General features: G+C 58.3%; 3 protein-coding genes. All 3 read right to left on the reverse strand.

All coding sequences use genetic code 11. The features are described from left to right. Window positions 1-168: 168 nt before the first annotated feature. The 3 genes from CVT63_08305 to CVT63_08315 are packed head-to-tail and all read right to left on the reverse strand — an operon-like array spanning window position 169 to window position 1,848. On the reverse strand, window positions 169-351 hold the full coding sequence (locus tag CVT63_08305; GenBank protein PKQ26865.1) for a hypothetical protein: 183 nt from the start codon (window positions 349-351) through the stop codon (window positions 169-171). Beyond that, complete coding sequence (locus CVT63_08310; protein ID PKQ26866.1) at window positions 344-973, reverse strand: hypothetical protein; 630 nt, start codon at window positions 971-973, stop codon at window positions 344-346. The genes CVT63_08305 and CVT63_08310 overlap by 8 nt, the downstream gene beginning before the upstream one ends. Next, the gene (locus CVT63_08315) at window positions 973-1,848 is read right to left on the reverse strand and encodes a sulfurtransferase FdhD (protein PKQ26867.1); all 876 of its coding nucleotides are present in this window, start codon (window positions 1,846-1,848) and stop codon (window positions 973-975) included. The genes CVT63_08310 and CVT63_08315 overlap by 1 nt, the downstream gene beginning before the upstream one ends. Window positions 1,849-2,060 lie beyond the last annotated feature (212 nt).

Here is a 2,060-nt window from a genome sequence, read left to right on the forward strand (position 1 = left end):
TGTCTTCATGACGGATGCTCCTTTCTCTCGACCGATAAGTACAAGTCAAGTTTATCGGAGCGTCCGTCTTCTTAATAATCCAGGCACCGTCTACCGCTGCACGGTAGACGGTGCCTGACCCCCCTACGCAGTGAAGGTAGACGGTACCTGACCCCAAAGTTAAGCGAGTTAGAAACAACCGAGCTGGCAACTCGTTACCTTGATCTCCAGAAAGTCGAGAGCGCGCCCCACCAGCAGGGTCGGCGCTTCCAGTTCATTTGCGAGTTCAAGCGCCTTCTCACACGATATCCGGCCATCCTCGGCAGCGGCTTTGATGGCTTCGATCACATTTTGCGGTATATCTTCAGACATTTTTACCTCCCGTAAATCGTGAGCGCGCGAAGCCGGCCGCGCGCCTCATGTCCTCTGGTTCGTTGATGTTCAGGAGAAGCCTGCCTGTCGGGTCGAGGACAAGAAAATCCTCCCACGGAACATAGTTCACACCGACCTTCTCGAAAAAGTCGGTCACCTTCAGGTTGTCTTCAGCCAGTTGCGCCTCGATAACAGGCGCGCAAGTTTTCAGGTACGCGGCGTGCAGTGGCTCCATGCCACCGGGGGTTACCGGAACCGTTGCCTCATAGCCGCGAAGCCTCTTCAGAACGAGCGCCACCGCCTCTCTGTTGATGAACGGCATGTCGCAGGCCACCACAAAGTTCTCTTTCGAGCGAGAGAGCATGAGCCCGCTCAGTATTCCTCCAAGAGGCCCCTTGCCGCTGACCGGTTCCTCGACGACCCGAACAGTCCCGGCGCCGCGCTCATATTCACGCAACCTGTCGAGGCGCTCGGCGTTGCCGACTATCAAAATCTCGTCGAACAGCCCGCGCAGAACCTCGAGCTGAATGCTTATGACACGCCTGCCCGAGACCTCCATGAACGCTTTGTCTCCGGGCATCCGCTTGCTTGCGCCCCCGGCAAGAACAATCCCTGTCGCCATCACGAACCGCCGACGCGCGCCGGGTGAGAATAGACGTTAAAGCCAGCGCCCCGCAAGAACCCAACTGTGGTCACCCCTGTTCGAACGCCGACCTCGATCCCCAGGGCGGTCGGCGCCGACACCGAGCATACCAGTGGCACGCCCGCCCTCGCCGCCTTCAGCACCATCTCATAGGAGAGCCGTCCCGAGAGGATCAACCCTTTGTCGGTGGGACTTTCCTGCGACATGAGCAAAAAGCCGAGCGCCTTGTCCACCGCGTTGTGCCTGCCAACATCCTCCTTTACCACAAGCATCCGTCCGTGCCGGTCGAACAGGCCCGCGCCATGCGTCCCTCCACTGGCCTTGAATATCTCCTGGCCGGCGAGTAGCGCGTCGGGGGCGCTCTGAACCACCTCAGTGGAAAAAATCACGTCGCTCTCCACTTTTACGCCGGAAAGGTCAACCTCTCGGTCGAGGTCCGCCCCTCCGCACCCGGTACGGACGACGCGCGCGACCACGAACCGGTCGGCGCCCTCCAAAAGCTTCGCTTTTATCTCCACAAGATTGCCGGGATCCGCCACGCCGGGCACAGGGTTCGCTCTGTCACCAGCGATGCTGGACGCCATCCCCGCAAACTCCCCCTGCACGCACTGCTGTATGAGTTCGATCTGCTTGCGCTCACCAATAAGCCCTTCGCTCAGGCAAAAGCCAGCCGCAAGCAGTATGTCGTCCCCGGGCAGCCGCATCAGGTAAACGAGTGACCTCCCGTTAAGCCTTATCTCGAGCGGCTCTTCCCTGGCTACAACATCATCGACAGGGAAAGATTTCCCCTGTTGATAGCGCGCGATGCTGAAGGTCGAAAGCGCCTGCTGTTCTTTGTCTTCAAGTTCTGCCATATCCTGAATATATACCAGGGGGACAGATTGTGAAATCAAGCAGTCGAGGTAGACGGAGGGGTAGACGGTGCCTGGATTATTAAGAAGACGGACGCTCCGATAAACTTGACTTGGAGCATCGTCCAAAACCCCACGATGCCCGTTACCAAGCCAATTATAGCAGGTAACTCCGTGAGCTTTCTTACGAACCGAAGCCTGCGAGCAGCAGCGTA

The sequence above is a fragment of the Candidatus Anoxymicrobium japonicum genome (genome assembly GCA_002843005.1).
Classification (GTDB): Bacteria; Actinomycetota; Geothermincolia; order Fen-727; family Anoxymicrobiaceae; genus Anoxymicrobium; species Anoxymicrobium japonicum.

Coding starts and splice junctions, on each gene's coding strand:
- CVT63_08305 (PKQ26865.1), bottom strand. CDS start 351: ATGTCTGAAGATATACCGCAAAATGTGATCGAAGCCATCAAAGCCGCT.
- CVT63_08310 (PKQ26866.1), bottom strand. CDS start 973: ATGGCGACAGGGATTGTTCTTGCCGGGGGCGCAAGCAAGCGGATGCCC.
- CVT63_08315 (PKQ26867.1), bottom strand. CDS start 1,848: ATGGCAGAACTTGAAGACAAAGAACAGCAGGCGCTTTCGACCTTCAGC.